The sequence below is a fragment of the Flavobacterium sp. N502540 genome (genome assembly GCF_025947365.1).
In the GTDB taxonomy this organism is placed as follows: domain Bacteria; phylum Bacteroidota; class Bacteroidia; order Flavobacteriales; family Flavobacteriaceae; genus Flavobacterium.
Map to the genome: position 1 here is coordinate 994,127 of NZ_CP110012.1, position 19,081 is coordinate 1,013,207.

General features: G+C 36.1%; 10 protein-coding genes. 6 read left to right on the forward strand and 4 right to left on the reverse strand.

The genetic code is table 11. The features are described 5' to 3' along the window. Nucleotides 1-127: 127 nt before the first annotated feature. The 4 genes from rpsJ to rpsL form a co-directional block, all read right to left on the reverse strand. Nucleotides 128-433, reverse strand: coding sequence for a 30S ribosomal protein S10 (rpsJ, locus tag OLM58_RS04575; protein ID WP_007803605.1), 306 nt, complete (start codon nt 431-433; stop codon nt 128-130). An 11-nt stretch (nt 434-444) separates the two neighbouring features. Next, nucleotides 445-2,601, reverse strand: coding sequence for an elongation factor G (gene fusA, locus OLM58_RS04580; RefSeq protein WP_017495021.1), 2,157 nt, complete (start codon nt 2,599-2,601; stop codon nt 445-447). An 11-nt stretch (nt 2,602-2,612) separates the two neighbouring features. After that, nucleotides 2,613-3,089, reverse strand: coding sequence for a 30S ribosomal protein S7 (gene rpsG, locus OLM58_RS04585; protein WP_017495022.1), 477 nt, complete (start codon nt 3,087-3,089; stop codon nt 2,613-2,615). A 119-nt stretch (nt 3,090-3,208) separates the two neighbouring features. After that, nucleotides 3,209-3,592: a 30S ribosomal protein S12 gene (rpsL, locus tag OLM58_RS04590; protein ID WP_007136570.1), complete on the reverse strand. Its 384-nt coding sequence runs from the start codon at nt 3,590-3,592 to the stop codon at nt 3,209-3,211. 168 nt (nt 3,593-3,760) lie between these two features. Here rpsL and OLM58_RS04595 point away from each other — a divergent pair, with 168 nt between their 5' ends. The 6 genes from OLM58_RS04595 to OLM58_RS04620 all read left to right on the forward strand — a co-directional run bounded on the left by OLM58_RS04595 (nt 3,761) and on the right by OLM58_RS04620 (nt 19,067). After that, nucleotides 3,761-5,476, forward strand: coding sequence for a hypothetical protein (locus OLM58_RS04595; protein WP_264531369.1), 1,716 nt, complete (start codon nt 3,761-3,763; stop codon nt 5,474-5,476). A 274-nt stretch (nt 5,477-5,750) separates the two neighbouring features. Next, nucleotides 5,751-8,963 carry a SusC/RagA family TonB-linked outer membrane protein gene (locus OLM58_RS04600; protein ID WP_264531370.1) on the forward strand — a complete coding sequence of 1,071 codons (3,213 nt, stop codon included), beginning with the start codon at nt 5,751-5,753 and terminating at the stop codon, nt 8,961-8,963. An 11-nt stretch (nt 8,964-8,974) separates the two neighbouring features. Beyond that, complete coding sequence (locus OLM58_RS04605) at nt 8,975-10,477, forward strand: SusD/RagB family nutrient-binding outer membrane lipoprotein (RefSeq protein WP_264531371.1); 1,503 nt, start codon at nt 8,975-8,977, stop codon at nt 10,475-10,477. A gap of 314 nt (nt 10,478-10,791) precedes the next feature. Beyond that, a complete protein-coding gene (locus OLM58_RS04610) occupies nt 10,792-13,953 on the forward strand; it encodes a SusC/RagA family TonB-linked outer membrane protein (RefSeq protein ID WP_264531372.1) in 3,162 nt (1,053 codons plus the stop codon). 16 nt (nt 13,954-13,969) lie between these two features. Continuing rightward, nucleotides 13,970-15,430, forward strand: a complete 1,461-nt coding sequence (locus OLM58_RS04615; protein WP_264531373.1) for a SusD/RagB family nutrient-binding outer membrane lipoprotein — start codon at nt 13,970-13,972, stop codon at nt 15,428-15,430. 475 nt (nt 15,431-15,905) lie between these two features. Further along, on the forward strand, nt 15,906-19,067 hold the full coding sequence (locus OLM58_RS04620; RefSeq protein ID WP_264531374.1) for a SusC/RagA family TonB-linked outer membrane protein: 3,162 nt from the start codon (nt 15,906-15,908) through the stop codon (nt 19,065-19,067). Nucleotides 19,068-19,081: the final 14 nt, after the last annotated feature.

Consider the following 19,081-nt stretch of genomic DNA (forward strand, 5'->3'; position numbering starts at 1 on the left):
TACAAAAATTTATATAAAAAACCAGAATAAAAAAACTCAAAATCACACCCTAAAAAAAGCATTATTTTAAAACAAAAAAAAGCGAGACATTTCTGACTCGCTTTTTATATAAAAAATATAAAAAAAATTATACTTTTATCTCTACTTCAACCCCACTTGGCAATTCAAGTTTCATTAAAGCATCAATAGTTTTAGATGAAGATGAATAAATATCAATCAATCTCTTGTATGACATTACTTCAAATTGCTCTCTCGCTTTTTTGTTAACGTGCGGAGAACGTAACACAGTGAAAAGTTTTTTGTGAGTTGGCAATGGAATTGGACCTGTTACAACTGCACCAGTAGTTTTTACTGTTTTTACGATCTTTTCAGCAGATTTATCTACCAACATGTGATCGTAAGACTTTAGTTTTATTCTGATTTTTTGACTCATTTTCTTAAGAATTAAGCGTTACCTTTTGCTTTTTTAATTACCGCTTCTGAAATATTAGAAGGCGTTTCTGCATAGTGAGAAAACTCCATTGTTGAAGTAGCTCTACCTGAAGACAATGTTCTTAATGTTGTAACATATCCAAACATTTCAGATAAAGGCACATCAGCTTTAATAGTTTTAGCTCCATTTCTGTCACCCATATCATTAACCTGACCTCTACGACGGTTCAAGTCACCTACGATATCACCCATGTTTTCTTCAGGAGTAATAACCTCGATTTTCATGATTGGCTCAAGAATAACAGCTCCGGCAGCACGTCCTGATTCTTTATAACCCATTCTTGCAGCTAACTCAAAAGATAATGCATCAGAATCCACAGGGTGGAAAGATCCATCAGTTAAAGTCACTTTTAAACTATCCACAGCATATCCTGCTAATGGACCAGTTTTCATAGCCTCTCTAAATCCTTTTTCAACAGCTGGAATATATTCTTTAGGAACGTTACCACCTTTTACAGCATTAATAAACTGTAATCCTACAGGAACTTTACCATCAACTTCATCAGCAGGCTCAATTGTAAATACGATATCACCGAATTTACCACGACCTCCAGATTGTTTTTTATAAGTCTCTCTATGTGTAGCCGATCTTGTGAAAGCTTCTTTATACTCAACCTGAGGCTCACCTTGGTTTACTTCAACTTTGAATTCACGTTTCATACGATCTACTAAGATATCTAAGTGAAGCTCACCCATACCTGAGATAATAGTTTGACCTGAAGCCTCATCAGTTCTAACTGTAAACGTTGGATCTTCTTCAGCTAATTTAGCCAAAGCCATACCCATTTTATCTACGTCAGCTTTAGTTTTAGGCTCAATAGCAATACCAATTACCGGATCAGGGAATTTCATAGACTCCAAAATAATTGGATTCTTTTCATCACATAAAGTATCTCCAGTTTTAATATCTTTAAATCCTACAGCAGCTCCAATATCTCCAGCCTCAATAAATTCGATTGGATTTTGTTTATTGGCGTGCATTTGGTAAATACGAGAAATTCTTTCTTTGTTACCAGAACGAGTATTTAAAACATAAGAACCAGCATCTAAACGACCAGAGTAAGCACGGAAGAAAGCTAAACGACCTACGAATGGGTCAGTAGCAATTTTAAATGCCAAAGCAGCAAACGGCTCTTTTACATCTGGCTTACGCAAGATTTTAGTTTGATCTTCTTCTAATAAATCAGCATCATCAGGATGAATCCCTTCAATACCTTCTTTATCCAAAGGAGATGGTAAATATTTACAAACTGCATCTAACATGAATTGAACTCCTTTGTTTTTGAAAGAAGAACCAGCAAGCATAGGAATGATTGCCATATCAATTGTAGCAGCTCTTAAAGCATTATTAATCTCATCTTCAGTAATAGAGTTCTCATCCTCCATGTACTTATCTAAAAGATTTTCATCGTAAGTAGCAATTTCTTCGATAAGGATAGAACGATATTGTCTAACCTCGTCAACCATGTCAGCAGGGATATCAACGATATCAAAAGTAGCTCCTTGCGTTTCATCATGCCATACAATAGCTTGATTTTTAACTAAGTCAACGATACCTTTAAAATCAGCCTCATCACCAATAGGCAAAGTAATTGCAACCGCATTCGATTTCAACATATCTTTAACCTGGCCACATACTCCTAAAAAGTTAGCCCCCTGACGGTCCATTTTATTTACGAATCCCATACGAGGAACTCTATATTGATCAGCAAGTCTCCAGTTAGTTTCAGACTGAGGCTCAACACCATCAACCGCACTAAACAAAAACACTAAACCATCCAATACACGCAAAGAACGGTTTACCTCTACGGTAAAGTCAACGTGTCCAGGAGTATCAATAATATTAAAGTGGTAAGGCAATGATTCCGGAAGAACTTTACCTTGCTCTGTTGGAAAATTCCAAGTACAAGTTGTAGCAGCAGAAGTAATTGTAATACCTCTTTCCTGCTCTTGCGCCATCCAGTCCATTGTTGCAGCACCATCGTGTACCTCACCAATTTTGTGCGACTTTCCAGTATAAAAAAGAATACGCTCAGTAGTTGTTGTTTTACCAGCATCAATGTGAGCAGCAATTCCGATATTTCTTGTATATTTTAAATCTCTAGCCATTTCTTTACGAATTAAAATCTAAAGTGAGAGAATGCTTTGTTAGCTTCTGCCATTTTGTGAGTATCCATTCTTTTCTTAACCGCAGCACCTTCTTCTTTAGCAGCTGCTAAACATTCTGACGCTAAACGTTGTGCCATAGATTTTTCGTTTCTTCTTCTTGAATAAAGTATTAACCACTTCATTGCCATAGAAATTTTTCTGTCTGGACGAATCTGCATTGGAATTTGAAATGTAGCTCCACCTACTCTACGGCTACGTACTTCTACGTGAGGCATAACGTTTGTTAAAGCATCTTTCCAAATTTCTAATGAAGTTTTCTCATCATTTTGCTTTTTAGATTCGATGATATCAATTGCATCATAAAATACTTTGAAAGCTGTAGATTTCTTACCATCCCACATTAAGTTGTTCACAAAACGTGTTACCAATTGGTCATTAAACCTTGGATCTGGTAAAAGTGGTCTTTTCTTTGCCGCTCTTTTTCTCATGTCTTTTTTTTAAATAAAAAGTTATAGGTTATCCGTTAAATGTTATGTGTTATAGATTTCAAGCACATGCCTAAAACCCCAACCCTTAACTCCTAACCTCCAACTCTTAACGTTTTAAATTACTTTTTTGCTTCTTTTGGGCGTTTAGCACCGTACTTAGATCTTCTTTGCGTTCTTCCTGCAACTCCTGACGTGTCAAGCGCTCCACGAACGATATGATATCTAACACCTGGTAAATCTTTTACCCTTCCACCTCGCACTAATACTATCGAGTGCTCTTGTAAATTGTGTCCTTCTCCAGGGATGTAAGCATTCACTTCATTACCATTTGTCAAACGTACACGCGCAACTTTACGCATTGCAGAGTTTGGTTTTTTTGGTGTAGTAGTGTAAACACGCGTACAAACCCCTCTTCTTTGAGGACAAGAATCTAAAGCAACCGATTTACTCTTCTTAGTGATCTGAGTTCTTCCTGTTCTTACTAATTGTTGAATTGTTGGCATAATTAATACTAAAAATTTATTATGTATATTAAATTCCCGCTTTTTACGGGGTTGCAAATGTATAAAATATTTTTCACTATACAAACGTTAATTCATTAATTTTCAATAACATTATTTAAGCATATGATTTTACAAACAAACAATAGATATTTGTAATACTTTTAATTAATGAAACAATTGCTTTTGAAACTGCTTTTACCTCTCCTATTCTTCTTAATCAGCATCTCTTCCAATGCTCAAAATCTTCATTTACAAATTAAAGGAATAAATCAAGCCGAAACACAAATTATCGACTCACTGAATTATTCAGAAAACCATACTAACATAAAATCACTTTTCGAAGAAGTTAAAAATGTATCTGAAAAATTAACCAAACAGGGATATCTCGATCATGCCATACTTGAAACAAAAAAAACAAACGATAGCACTTTTATCTCAAAAATCGACTTAAAAAACAAAACAAAAGAAGTCCACATATATATAGGAACGAATCACCGTTTTTTTGACGAAGCAAAAATTAAAAACGACACTTTAATTCTAGCATATGAAGAACTGGAAAATTATTTGATCCAAAAAACATCAGATGCTGAAAAAGCAGGTTTCGCTTTAAACAAACTAAAACTTGAAAACCTACAAAAAAAGAATTCAATTATTTACGCGGAGTTAAACTATAAATCCGAAAAAAAACGCATCGTAAATTCCATTATTCTTACTCAAACTGACCTGACAAAAAGAGACTATTTCCCAAAAGGACATCTAAAACAGCTTAAAAAGAAATATTTAAACAAGACTTTCAATCAGGAAACCATAAAACAATTGTATAACGATATCAATGCATTTGAATTCACTTCTCAAACCAAATATCCGGAAGTATTATTCACAACCGATTCGACAAAAATATACAGTTATATAGAAAAAAGACAAGCCAATACTTTTGATGGTTACATTGGATTTTCTAATGACGAAAACAAAAAAACAACTCTGAACGGATATCTGGACCTATCCCTATTAAACACTCTTCATGCAGGCGAACAATTTTCACTGTATTGGAAAAGTGACGGAAATCAACAAAAAACCTTCAACACTAAAATCGAGATCCCATACATATTTCAATCTTCACTGGGAATCAAAGCACAATTAAATATTTTCAAACAGGACAGTACTTTTCAAAACACCAAAACCGCGATTGATTTAGGCTATTTCTTAAACTACAATACACGACTATATCTAGGTTATCAATCCACAGAATCAAGCGATATTCAAAACACAAACAATACCACAATTAGCGACTACAAAAACTCATACATCACTTCTACCCTTGAGTATAAAAAAATAGATTACCTCCAAAATTTATTTCCTAAAAAAGTCTCCCTTAACCTGCTTTTAGGATATGGAAAAAGAGACACCAACAACAGCCCCAAAACTGCCGAATCCAGTAAACAATTCTACACCAATCTTAACCTCTCTTATAATTTTGAACTCAACAGGAAAAATTTCATCTATATAAATCCGCAAATTCTTTATCTAAAAAGTCAAAACTACATTACCAACGAATTATTTCGATTTGGAGGAACAAACTCTATACGAGGCTTTATAGAAAATAGTCTGCAAGGGAATTTTGCATCCATGCTACTCACCGAATACAGATACAAAGTTTCAGACAACCTATACATCAATTCTATTATTGACTTTGCAATCTATCAGGATTTAACCAACAGTCAAAATCTTAATAAATTACAAAAATTATCAGGAGTTGGAATCGGCACAACCATTCAGACCATGAACGGGCTACTCCGAATTAATCTCAGCAATGGCGGGGCAAATCTTCAGGAAATTAAATTATTTAACACAATTATTAACATATGCTATAATGTTAAATTTTAACATTGTGAGAAAATTCACCAAATCAACATTTATATTATTAACAAATAATTAAGGAATTAAAACTACTGAAAAATTCCAAATAATTACATCAAATATATCAGATTAATCTCAGCAATGACGGGCAAAACAACCAATAAGCCTAATTATTTAACACAATGATTGCAATATGTTACAATGTTAAATTTTAAGCTTGTGGGAAAATTCATTAATCAACATTAGGATTATTAACAAATTATTATGAATATTGTAAGACTAATTCAAAATAATTACAAAAATGAAACCAAAGTTCAATGGATTTTTAGTACTACTTTTAGTACTATTCGCGCAGCTAACCTTTGCGCAAGAAAGAGCCGTTTCGGGGACCGTTACCGATGATGCAGGTATGCCGCTACCAGGTGTAAGCGTACAGATCAAAGGAACCAAAACCGGCACGCAAACCGATTTTGACGGTAAGTATTCCATCAAAGCGACAACAAGTCAAATTTTAGTATTTAGCTACATCGGCATGAAGACTCAGGAACTTGCCGCCAGCTCATCACAAGTAAATACAAAATTATCCGGAGATGCCCAGCAACTGGAAGGAGTTGTCGTAACTACGGCAATGGGTATTAAAAGAGAAAAAAAATCTTTAGGATATGCTTCTCAACAAATTTCAGGAAAAGATGTTAACGGAGGAGCCGGAAACACTAACGTTGCCAATTTACTATCAGGTAAAGCAGCGGGTGTGGAAGTTCAAAGAAATAATAACTTTGGAGGTTCTACAAACGTTGTTATCAGGGGAAACAAATCCCTTACCGGAAACAACCAGGCTCTTTGGGTTATTGACGGGGTGCCAATTGACAACTCAAACTCCAACGTTTCTTCTCAGCAAATTGGTAACGGTGGCTATGATTACGGTAACAATGCTTCGGACATCAACCAGGAAGACATCGAAAGCATCAACATCCTTAAAGGAGCCGCTGCAACAGCATTATACGGATCAAGAGCCGCAAATGGAGTTGTAATGGTTACTACTAAGAAAGGAAAATCAGACAACAAAATTGGATTTTCGTTCTCAAGTGGATTCACAAACGGAAGTGTTGACAAATCAACTTTTCCTACATATCAAAACAGATATGGATCAGGATACGGTATTGGAACGTCATTTTTAGGAACAGGTACTCCAGATACTGTAGACACATCAAATGATGCATCTGACGGAAATGCTTTTGACAACCAACCCGTTTACCAATGGGACGCTTTCACTCCATTTTCACCAAACTACGGAAAAGCGACCCCATGGACAGCAGCCAAAAATGGCCCTATAACTTTCTTCAATAATGCTCATACATTCGTTAATAGTATTGCATTAGAAAAATCAACAGACAGATCTAGCTTATCTTTAACATATGTGAACACCAATCAAACTGGTATTCTTCCAAACAGTGAATTGAAAAAAAATCAAATCAGTGCGAGATTTAGCCAAAAAGTTACGGATAAACTTACTGCTAACGCCTATGCCTCCGTTACTCTACAAAGCACGATAGGCAGAAACTCTACCGGTTACAATGACAACATCCTGGGCAACTTCAGACAGTGGTGGCAAACCAACACTGATGTACAAGCCCTAAAAGATGTTTACTTTGCATCAGGTGGTCAAAACGTAACCTGGAACTGGGCAGACCCAACTGATCCATCAGGTTTAGTACCTGCCTATTGGGACAACCCTTATTTTACAAGATATCAAAATTATTCTTCTGATGACAGAACTCGTTTATTCAGCTACGCATCCCTTAACTACGAAATCACACCTTGGTTAAGCGCATTAGGAAGAGTATCCCTAGACACCTACAAACAACTTCAGGAAGAAAGAAGAGCAGTAGGATCAATCTCTTCTGGATTTGGTCTTTCTCCTGTTAACGAATCATCAGGTTATCAAAGAAATGACATCAACTTCCAGGAAATCAATTATGATTTCATGTTAAACTTCAACAAAAAAATCGGTGAAGACATTAGCTTAAATGGGGTAATCGGAACAAATATCAGAAGAAACAAAAGAGACAATGTACTTTCTTCTACCATCGGAGGTTTAGTTACTCCGGGAATTTACGCCCTGTCTAATTCACGCTTAGACTTGCCATTTCCAAGGGAAGCCAAAATAACATCGGGTGTTAATGGTATTTATGCCCAAGGATCCATCGGCTACCTGGACACTTATTTTATAGACGCTTCCATCAGACGTGACGTTTCATCTACATTACCTGACAACAACAACTCCTATGTTTATCCAGCAGTTTCAGGATCATTTCTTTTCTCAAACGTAGTAAAGGCAGACTGGTTAAATCTTGGTAAATTCAGAATAAATTATGCTGAAGTAGGAAATGACGCAGATGCGCTTCAATTGAACAATACTTATACAAGAGTCCCTAACTTTCAAGGACAGCCTCTTTATACAAACTCCTTATTACTTCCATTCCGCAGTATTAACAAAAATCCAGACCTTAAACCAGAAAGAACAAAATCTTTCGAAGTTGGTTTAGAGACAAGCTTATTAAACAGACGTTTAGGATTTGACATTACTTACTACAAAACAAATTCGGTTGATCAAATTGTTGCTGCAGCAGTTTCTTCAGGATCGGGTTATACGAATGGACTAGTTAACGGTGGAAATATCGAAAACAGAGGTTTTGAGATTCAATTAAACGGAACTCCGATTAAAACAAAAGACTTTAGCTGGGAAATAATTGTAAACTGGTCTAACAACAGAAGTAAAGTTATTACATTACCAAATGGACTAGACAATCTTCAGCTAGGTACATTCCAAGGTGGAGTTACAGTTAATGCAGCTCCGGGAGAAGCTTATGGAGCTCTTAAAGGAACGGATTTCGTTTATACAAACGGGCAGCCAACAATAGATCAGGCTACAGGAAAATATATGATCACTACATCCTCAAGCAATACAATTGGAAATATTACTCCAGACTGGATTGGTGGTGTTAGAAACAAATTCAGTTATAAAAATTTAACTTTCGGATTCTTAATTGACACTCAAAAAGGCGGAGACATTTACTCTCTAGATATGTACTATGGTCTTGCATCCGGACTATACAAAGAAACAGCGGTAGGAGACATCAGAGAAAATGGTACTCTAAACCCTGGAGTTGCTCCTAACGGAACTCCTAACACTGTAAAAACAAAAGGCGGATCTATTGCAAACAGTTTGGGATATCAAGCTGCACCAAACAAAGCTTTTATTTACGATGCATCGTTTGTTAAACTTAGAGAAGTATCCATCACTTACAACTTCCCTAAAAGCATGTTCGAAAATACATTCATAAACTCAGCATCAGCAAGTTTAGTTGGTTCGAACTTATGGATCATTCACAAAAACCTACCATACGCAGACCCAGAAAGTGGACTATCATCAGGAAATAGCTCTAGAGGTTATTCAGTTGGATCACTTCCAACTACCAGAGATATTGGTTTTAACTTAACATTCAAATTTTAATACAGAACAAAATGAAAAAAATAATATATGCATTAGGAATCATGCTTCTCACAGTTTCATGTGACGACAGCAGCTTAACAGACTTAAATGTAGATACAAAAAACCCTTCTGTAGTACCTCCTAGCACTTTATTCACAAATGCTGAAAAAAATCTAACAGAACAACTTGTTAATACCAATGTAAATAGAAACATATTTAGATTAGTAAATCAACAATGGACAGAAACCACCTATCTGGATGAATCTAACTACAACTGGGTAACCCGTAAAATTTCAGACAATCACTGGGACAGACTTTATGCAGGTGCACTTGCTGATTTATCTCAGGCGAAGGGTTTTATAGAAAAAGATGTAATCTCACCTACAGATCCTGAATTTGCGCAGAAAACTATAGTCAAAAAAAATCAATTGATCCTTATTGATATTTTAATGGTTTATACGTACCAAATTTTAGTAGACACTTTTGGCGATGTACCTTATACAGAATCTTTAAAAGGAGCAGACAATTATCTCCCTAAATATGACAAAGCCATAGATATCTACAAAGACTTAATTGTACGTTTAAATAAAGACATCGCAGGATTAGACACTTCAAAACCTGCCTTTGGGGATGCCGAGGTTATCTACAAAGACAATTTAACTGCCTGGATTAAATTTGCTAATAGCATCAAACTAAAATTAGGCGTGAACTTAAAATCATCTGGTCTTGAAGCAGCAATTGCAGACGCAGCAATCATCTCTGGTGCAGCAGGCGGATTTACATCAAATGCCGATAATGCAAAACTACCTTATATGTTAAATCTTCCAAACACCAATCCACTTTATGTAGATATGGTTTTCTCAGGAAGAAATGATTTTGTCGTTGCAAAACCATTTGTCGACAAACTGGTAGCTTTAAATGACCCAAGAAAAACACCTTACTTTAGACCAACCTACAAGGACACTGATGCCGCAGGAGACTTGATCACTGTAACGGGATACAGAGGTGGAATTGTTGGAGCAAAAAACTCACAGTCCAGATTTACTCATGCAAGTGACAAAATTAAAGCACCGGACTTCAGTGGTACTTTATTAGATTATGCAGAAGTAGAATTTTTACTAGCAGAAGCTTCAGGAAGAGGAGTTGCTGTTGGAGGCTCTATTGCTTCACATTACAATGCAGCAATCTTAGCTTCTATGGAAGACTGGGGAGTTTCAACAGCAGATGCAAATGCCTATCTTGCTCAACCAGCAGTTGCTTATGCAACAGCTACAGGAACATGGCAACAAAAAGTAGGAGAGCAAGCATGGTACGCGTTGTTCAACAGAGGATTTGAAGGCTGGACATCAACCAGAAGACTAGATTTCCCTGTTTTAACACCACCAGCAACTGCAGATGCTGCAGCCGCTGGTCAGGTACCATCCAGAATGGCTTATCCAATTAGAGAACAAACACTGAATGCAACAAATTACACCGCTGCATCAACTTCCATTGGAGGAGACAAATTAACTACAAAGATTTTTTGGGATAAATAGGAATCACCAAAAAATAACATAATTTAACACAAAACCACCCTAAAACAGGGTGGTTTTTTTGTTGAAAACGTATAAAAATTTGAAATTTATCACCCATCTAATAAAATTTAACATTTAATTCAGCAGTCACAAATTAAACTATCCATTGCTTTTTAAGCAAAAAACAAACAATTCGTCATTTTTGAATGCATTTTAACGATAAAAAAATAACTCCCGTCAGCAAAAATGCCTTTTTACTGAAAAAAAAACTTTTTTGATTAGGTATATTAACTAATTATTAAGATTTTTGTCGGACTAATTCAAAATATTTAAAAATGAAACTAAAGTTCAATGGATTCCTAGTACTTTTCTTAGTACTAGTTGCGCAACTTACTTTCGCGCAAGAAAGAGCTGTTTCTGGAACAGTTTCTGACAATACAGGAATACCTTTACCGGGTGTTAGCGTATTAGTTAAAGGAACGAAAACAGCAACGCAAACAGATTTTGATGGAAAATACTCTATCAAAGCAGCACCAAATCAAGTACTGGTTTTTAGCTACATTGGCATGAAAGCCCAGGAAGTTACAGCTAGTTCTACTACTGTTAATACCAAATTAAAAGACGATTCAGTAGAATTGGAAAGTGTAGTAGTAACGGCACTTGGTATCAAAAAAGAGAAAAAAGCATTAGGATATGCTACTCAGGAAATCAAAGCTGCAGAATTAACTAAAGGAAACAACAATAATTTAGCTGGAGCGCTTCAAGGAAAATTAGCAGGGGTTCAAATTACTCCTTCTAGTGGTGCACCGGGAGCTTCTTCTCAAATTGTTATTCGTGGAGCTCGTTCCTTTACAGGAAACAACACTCCTTTATATGTAATTGATGGTATGCCAGTTGCATCACAATCTGATTACACTACTGGAAACAGTGTAAGTGGAGCGGACAGCGCCAACAGAGCAATCGATATTGATCCTAATGATATCGAATCGATTAACATCTTAAAAGGACAGGCTGCATCTGCAATTTACGGACTTAGAGCTTCTAACGGAGTAGTGATTATTACTACTAAAAGTGGTAAAGGTGCCTCTAAAAGTGGGAAACCTACCATAAATTTCTCTACCTCAGTTACAGCTGACAACATATCCAGAAAGATTGATTATCAACAAGAATATGCTCAGGGAACTAACGGTGTATACGATCCAAACAACTCATTGACCTGGGGACCAAAACTTTCTGAGTTGCCAAACAGCCCTCAATATGGAGGTAACGTTGCTAACGCTTTAAACGGAGGAAACACATCAACTTTCGCAGGTAAATATTATGTACCACAAAGAGCTGCAGCGGGATTAGACCCATGGGTAACTCCTCAAGTATATGACAATTTTGGTACTTTCTTTAAAACAGGAATTACACTTAACAACTCTCTTAGTATAACGCAAGCAACTGACAAAAGTAACTATGCTTTTAGCTTAGGATCGTCAAACCAAGACGGTTTCATTCCTGAAACTGGCCTTACTCGTTACAATGCAAAAGCAGCTTTCAGCACAAAGTTAGGAACTGACTGGAAAACCGGATTCGTAGGTAACTATGTTAACACTAAAATTCAAAAAGCTACAGGAGCAAACGATTCATCAGTTGCAGGTGCATTTGCAAGTCCAATAAGCTACGATTTAAAAGGAAATGGAATCTCAACTCCAACAGATCCATACAAACAAATCTATTACAGACCAACAGGGTTCAACAACCCATACTGGGCAGCTGAACACAATATCTTTGACGAACAAACGGATCGTTTTTTCGGAAACAGCTTTGTTGAATTTACACCAAGCATCTCAACAAGTGGTGACCATAAGTTATCATTCCGTTACCAACTTGGAGCTGATGCTTACAGCACGAATTACAGAGACATACAAGAATACGGAAACCAACAGACTACAGCTGGACATTTAGAAATTTACGGAATCACATCGAGAACTGTAAACTCATTGTTCACCGTAAATTATGACTATAGAATTTCTGATGATTTAAACTTAACTGCTTTGGTAGGTAATGAGATCAATGACAGATACGATAAAACATATAGCATGACAGGGGTTAACCTTAACTTTGGTGGCTTTCCTAATTTAACAAATACTCAACAAACTGTTGCAATAGACAACATTACTAAAAACCGAACTTTTGGTTTATTTGGAAACGTAAATCTTTCATACAAAAACTTTATTTTCTTAGGTGGTACAGTAAGAAAGGATATCGTATCTTCAATGCCAAGAGACAATCGTTCATTTGTATACCCTTCAGTATCTTTAGGTTTAGTGCTAACTGAATTGGAAGCATTAAAAGGAAACTCAACATTATCTTTTGCTAAATTAAGAGCATCTTGGGCTGAAGTAGGTCAAGCAGGAACTTACTTTGCAAATTACTATTCAGTACCTAGCTACGGAGGTGGATTCTGGTCAAATGCTCCAGTAAATTACCCTATTGGCGGAATAAACTCATTCACTCCAAACAATGTAATGTATGACTCAAACTTAAGACCACAAAATACAAGATCTTATGAAGTGGGTGGTGAATTAAGATTCTTTAAGGATCGTGTAAGTATTGATTATACTTTCTCAAGACAAAATGTAATAGACCAAATCTTCCAGGTACCATTAGCAGGTTCAACAGGAGCTGCAACAATGATGATGAATGGAGGTAAAATTCATACCAACAGTCACGAATTAGTAGTAAGTGTTACTCCGGTAAGAACTAATGACTTTGACTGGACAATATCTGCAAACTACACACAAATCGACAACTTTGTTGATGAATTAAAAGAAGGTGTACCAAATATTTTCTTAGGAGGGTTTTCAACTCCACAAATTAGAGCAAGTATAGGAGAACGTTTCCCTGTTATTTACGGAACAGCTTTCGCAAGAGATGACAAAGGGAATATTATAGTTGATGCTAATGGGTTAGCTGTAGCAGGAGAAACTAAATCACTTGGTCAGGTGGCTCCAAAATTCAATTTAGGAGGAACTACTTCTTTCAGATACAAAAGATTAACTCTTGCAGCTACTTTTGACTGGAAAAATGGAGGTAAAATGTATAGTGGAACAAATTCATTACTAGACACGTACGGATTAAGCACTAAAACAGGAAACCGTGACGAACTATTGGTTCAGGAAGGTGTAACTTCAACTGGACAACCAAACACAAAAGGAGCTACTAAACAAGCTACTTACAACAGATATTCAAACATTGCGGAAAGTGCTATATATGATGCTTCTTTCGTAAAACTTAGAGAGGTATCGATAGGATATACTGTACCACAATTTTCAGAAGGATTCAGCATGCGTGTTTCTGCATTCGCAAGAAACATCTTATTATCTTCTAAAATACCAAATTTAGATCCGGAATCATCACAAGGAAACAACAATATGGCTGGAGGATTTGAAAGATTATCTATTCCGCAAACAACAAGTATTGGTGTTGGAATGAATCTAACAATTAATTAATATAATTCAAAAAATCATGAAAAAATATAAAGTCATGTTACTTTTGGTGATTGCGTCACTTTCATTAAATTCTTGTTCAGAAGACAAGATGGACGAAATCAACAAAAATGTTAACAATCCAAAAGATGTGCCAGCTCGTTTTGCCATCACTGACGCAATGACGAGTACTGCCTTTAGCAATACTGGTTCAGATCTATCTTTCTACACTGGTGTTTATGTAGAATTAAACGCTGGGGGTTTTGGCCAAATGTACAATGCAGAAGTACGAAATGGTGAACCTAAAAACCAGACTACTTTTAACAACTCCTGGAACAATCAATATCAGACTATGTACAACCTGAAGCTGATCATTGACAGATGTACAACTGGTAAAGAAAAAGGAAACTACAATACATTAGGTATCGCACAAATTCTATATGCATATAATTTAGCCTTACTAACAGATATGTACGGAGATGTTCCTTTCACTGAAGCTTTTCAACCTGGAGTAAATTACCAGCCTAAACTGGACCGTCAAGAAGACCTATACAAAATTGTCTTCTCTACTTTACAGGATGCTATTGTTAATTTAGGAAAAACAACAACAGGTTTTGAAGCTGTAGGAACTCAGGATTTAATATACCAAGGTAATACCGCTAAATGGATAAAAGCAGCCAATGGTTTATTGGCTCGTTACACTTTACGTCTTTCATTTAAAAATCCTGATTACGACAAAGTAATAGCTTACGCAAATAAATCTTTTGCAAACAAAAGCGAAGAATTTAGAATGAAAAACAGTAGTATCCCAAATCCTTATTTTCAATTCGATAATGACAGAGGATATTTATTTGCAAGTAAAAGCTTATTTGATAAGTTAAATGCCAGAGCAAATGATCCACGTGCTGAAGGTTATTTCCAAAAAATCAGAAAAGCAACTGGAGCACCTCTTACATATGAATTTTTCACAAATGGTGTTAGCCCGCAAAGCCAAAATTACTCGTATTCAGCCTTACTTGATGCTAGTAACCCAATATTCATGTTAAGCTACCACGAATTATTATTCATCAAAGCTGAAGCAGAAGCAAGAAAATCAGCTGCTGTTACAAGTACAGCTAGTTTAACTGCTGCAGTAAATGCTGCTTTCAACAAAGATGAAGCTGTTAATTTCTCAGACACAGATGCATCTGCCTACGTGGCAGGTTTAAACATCGTGACAAACGCTGATTTATTGAAAGAAATTGCTGTACAAAAATACTTTTCTTTTTACGAAAACGAATCTGTTGAAGCATACAACGACTACAGACGTTTGCTAGCAATGTACGGATCTGCAGCTGCTCATCCAATTCAATTGGCAAACCCGCTTAACGCAACTCAATTTCCACTAAGATTACCTTACGGAGATTCTGATGTATCTACAAACAACAATGTTAAAGCGGCATTTGGAGACGGTTCATACGTTTATTCTGAAAAAGTTTGGTGGGCTGGAGGTACTAGATAATAGTATTCTATACGCTTAAAACAATTCCTAAAAAGGGCACTTATCTTACGATGAGTGCCCTTTTTCAATTAATAAAACTAAATTGAAGCACTCAATGTTAAAACATAGAAGTCTATTTAAGGAGTAACTTTCTCTTTCTCAATTTCAAAACCTTGAAGATTTTATTTCTTCGATTAATTTAAAATACTGCAATAAATAAAAAAATCCTAACCTGAATTTAAAACCAATACGAAAAGCAAAAACACACTTCCAAAAGTCTTTTTTCTAAAACTCAAGATGCTGCAAGCCCTTACAAACACTGCCATTATCACATATTCAGCAAAAAAACAATAACAAAACACTAACCACTGTTTTTTAACACTAAAAAAAAACATCCAACAACAAAAATGCAACATGAATAAAAAAAAAGCTTTTTATATTAGGTAGATTAACAAATAATTAAGATTTTTACCATACTAATTCAAAACACATAAAAATGAAACTAAAGTTCAATGGATTCTTAGTACTTTTCTTAGTACTAGTTGCGCAACTTACTTTCGCGCAAGAAAGAGTTGTTTCTGGAACAGTTTCTGACAATACAGGAATACCTTTACCGGGTGTTAGCGTATTAGTTAAAGGAACGAAAACAGGAACGCAAACAGATTTTGATGGAAAATACTCTATCAAAGCAGCACCAAATCAAGTACTGGTTTTTAGCTACATTGGCATGAAAGCCCAGGAAGTTACAGCTAGTTCTACTACTGTTAATACCAAATTAAAAGACGATTCAGTAGAATTGGAAAGTGTAGTAGTAACGGCACTTGGTATCAAAAAAGAGAAAAAAGCATTAGGATATGCTACTCAGGAAATCAAAGCTGCAGAATTAACCAAAGGGAATAACAACAATTTAGCTGGAGCGCTTCAAGGAAAATTAGCAGGGGTTCAAATTACTCCTTCTAGTGGTGCACCGGGAGCTTCTTCTCAAATTGTTATTCGTGGAGCTCGTTCCTTTACAGGAAACAACACTCCTTTATATGTAATTGATGGTATGCCGGTTGCATCACAATCTGATTACAGTACTGGAAATAGTGTAACGGGGGCAGACAGCGCCAACAGAGCAATCGATATTGATCCAAACGATATCGAATCGATTAACATTCTAAAAGGACAGGCTGCATCTGCAATTTATGGACTTAGAGCTTCTAACGGAGTAGTGATTATTACTACTAAAAGTGGTAAAGGCTCCTCTAAAAGTGGAAAACCTACCATAAATTTCTCTACCTCAGTTACAGCTGATAATATATCCAGAAAGATTGATTATCAGAAAGAATACGCTCAGGGAACTAATGGTGCATACGATCCAAACAATTCATTGACCTGGGGACCTAAACTTTCTGAGTTGCCAAACAGCCCACAATATGGAGGTAACGTTGCTAACGCTTTAAACGGAGGAAACACATCAACTTACGCAGGTAAATATTATGTACCACAAAGAGCTGCAGCGGGATTAGATCCATGGGTAACTCCTCAAGTATATGACAATTTTGGTACTTTCTTTAAAACGGGAATAACACTTAACAACTCTCTTAGTATAACGCAAGCAACTGATAAAAGTAACTATGCTTTTAGCTTAGGATCGTCAAGCCAAGATGGTTTCATTCCTGAAACTGGTCTTACTCGTTACAATGCAAAAGCAGCGTTCAGCACAAAGTTAGGGACTGACTGGAAAACCGGATTCGTAGGTAACTATGTTAACACTAAAATTCAAAAAGCTACAGGAGCAAACGATTCATCTGTTGCGGGTGCTTTTGCAAGTCCAATAAGCTACGATTTAAAAGGAAACGGATTCGCAACTCCAACAGATCCATACAAACAAATCTATTACAGACCAACAGGGTTCAATAACCCATACTGGGCAGCTGCAAACAATATTTTTGACGAACAAACAGATCGTTTCTTTGGAAACAGTTATGTTGAATTCACCCCAAGCATCTCAACAAGTGGTGACCATAAGTTATCATTCCGTTACCAACTTGGAGCTGATGCTTACAGCACGAATTACAGAGACATACAAGAATACGGAAACCAACAGACTACAGCTGGACATTTAGAAATTTACGGAATCACATCGAGAACTGTAAACTCATTGTTCACCGTAAATTATGACTATAGAATTTCTGATGATTTGAACTTAACTGCCTTGCTTGGTAATGAGATCAATGACAGATACGATAAAACTTACAGTATGTCAGGGGTTAACCTTAACTTTGGTGGTTTTCCTAATTTAACAAATACACAACAAACAGTTGCTACAGACAACATTACTAAAAACAGAACTTTTGGTTTATTTGGAAACGTAAATCTTTCATACAAAAACTTTATTTTCTTAGGTGGTACAGTAAGAAACGACATCGTATCGTCAATGCCAAGAAACAACCGTTCATTTGTATACCCTTCAGTATCTCTAGGTTTAGTACTTACTGAACTAGAAGCATTAAAAGGAAACTCAACATTATCTTTCGCTAAATTAAGAGCATCTTGGGCTGAAGTAGGTCAAGCAGGAACTTACTTTGCAAATTTCTATTCAGTACCTGGTTATGGTGGTGGATTCTGGTCAAATGCTCCAGTAAATTATCCTATTGGCGGAATAAACTCATTCATTCCTAACAATGTAATGTATGACTCAAACCTAAGACCTCAAAATACAAGATCTTATGAAGTGGGTGGTGAATTAAGATTCTTTAAGGATCGTGTAAGTATTGATTATACTTTCTCAAGACAAAATGTAATAGACCAAATCTTCCAGGTACCATTAGCAGGTTCAACAGGAGCTGCAACTATGGTGATGAATGGAGGTAAAATTCATACCAACAGTCACGAATTAGTAGTAAGTGTTACTCCGGTAAGAACTAATGACTTTGACTGGACAATATCTGCAAACTACACACAAATAGACAATTATGTAGATGAACTAAAAGAAGGTGTACCAAATATTTTCTTAGGAGGATTTACAACTCCACAAATTAGAGCAAGTATAGGAGAACGTTTCCCTGTTATTTACGGAACAGCTTTTGCAAGAGATGACAAAGGAAACATTATCGTTGATGCTAATGGATTAGCTGTAGCAGGAGAAACAAAATCACTTGGTCAGGTAGCTCCAAAATTCAATCTAGGAGGAACTACTTCTTTCAGATACAAAAGATTAACTCTTGCAGCTACTTTTGACTGGAAAAACGGAGGCAAAATGTATAGTGGAACAAATTCATTACTAGACACGTACGGATTAAGCACTAAAACAGGAAACCGTGACGAACTATTGGTTCAGGAAGGTGTAACTGTAACCGGACAGCCAAACACAAAAGGAGCTACGAAACAAGCTACTTACAACAGATATTCAAACATTGCAGAAACTGCTATATACGACGCTTCTTTCGTAAAACTAAGAGAGCTATCAATAGGGTATACTGTACCACAATTCTCAGAAGCATTTAGTATGCGTGTTTCTGCATTCGCAAGAAACATCTTATTGTCATCCAAAATACCAAATTTAGATCCGGAATCATCACAAGGAAACAACAATATGGCTGGAGGATTTGAAAGATTATCTATTCCGCAAACAACAAGTATTGGTGTTGGAATGAATCTAACAATTAATTAATATAATTCGAAAAA

What these genes read in the sequence shown, in the direction of transcription:
- rpsJ (WP_007803605.1), bottom strand. Translation starts at nt 433, where the DNA reads ATGAGTCAAAAAATCAGAATAAAACTAAAGTCTTACGATCACATGTTG.
- fusA (WP_017495021.1), bottom strand. Translation starts at nt 2,601, where the DNA reads ATGGCTAGAGATTTAAAATATACAAGAAATATCGGAATTGCTGCTCAC.
- rpsG (WP_017495022.1), bottom strand. Translation starts at nt 3,089, where the DNA reads ATGAGAAAAAGAGCGGCAAAGAAAAGACCACTTTTACCAGATCCAAGG.
- rpsL (WP_007136570.1), bottom strand. Translation starts at nt 3,592, where the DNA reads ATGCCAACAATTCAACAATTAGTAAGAACAGGAAGAACTCAGATCACT.
- OLM58_RS04595 (WP_264531369.1), top strand. Translation starts at nt 3,761, where the DNA reads ATGAAACAATTGCTTTTGAAACTGCTTTTACCTCTCCTATTCTTCTTA.
- OLM58_RS04600 (WP_264531370.1), top strand. Translation starts at nt 5,751, where the DNA reads ATGAAACCAAAGTTCAATGGATTTTTAGTACTACTTTTAGTACTATTC.
- OLM58_RS04605 (WP_264531371.1), top strand. Translation starts at nt 8,975, where the DNA reads ATGAAAAAAATAATATATGCATTAGGAATCATGCTTCTCACAGTTTCA.
- OLM58_RS04610 (WP_264531372.1), top strand. Translation starts at nt 10,792, where the DNA reads ATGAAACTAAAGTTCAATGGATTCCTAGTACTTTTCTTAGTACTAGTT.
- OLM58_RS04615 (WP_264531373.1), top strand. Translation starts at nt 13,970, where the DNA reads ATGAAAAAATATAAAGTCATGTTACTTTTGGTGATTGCGTCACTTTCA.
- OLM58_RS04620 (WP_264531374.1), top strand. Translation starts at nt 15,906, where the DNA reads ATGAAACTAAAGTTCAATGGATTCTTAGTACTTTTCTTAGTACTAGTT.